This window comes from Dellaglioa sp. CoH-55-MRSF-7 (assembly GCF_056782235.1).
The window spans coordinates 1-397 of the sequence record NZ_JBXAYI010000078.1 but is presented as its reverse complement, the minus strand read 5'-3'; the positions used below and the strand labels follow the sequence as shown (position 1 = coordinate 397).

General features: G+C 51.6%; 1 protein-coding gene. It reads left to right on the top strand.

Features of this window, described 5'->3' with window-relative positions; translation table 11 throughout:
- Window positions 1-45: 45 nt before the first annotated feature.
- A partial coding sequence (locus AC1RPU_RS07940; protein WP_481769635.1) for a GPW/gp25 family protein occupies window positions 46-397 on the top strand: 352 nt, incomplete at its 3' end.

The following is a 397-nucleotide window of genomic DNA, read 5'->3' as shown; positions in this document are numbered from 1 at the left end:
ACTCCTATCCCTCAAATCTAAATTTAATGGTAAGGAGAACTCAACATGACTACACCAACAGCATATCAGCTTGATACGCGGGGTGCCGTATGGGTCGATGCGTCGTCGAAGTTTACGCTGGACACTAACCCCGATTTGCTGCCTGACGTACTGGCCATCAACAACTCGTTGTACAACCTGTTCTCATGTCAGATAGGGGCACGAGCCCGTATATTCCAGCCGGAGTATGGGGCCTCCCTTCTCACTTATCTACAGGAACCAATCGATCAAAACACTGCGGATAAGATTCAGGTCGGCTTCATTCAGGCGATAGCCCGCTGGGAACCCCGCATTCAGCTCGACATGAGCAACACATGGGTCAAGCCCGACATGTCGCTGCCCGGCTATCAGATTCGGA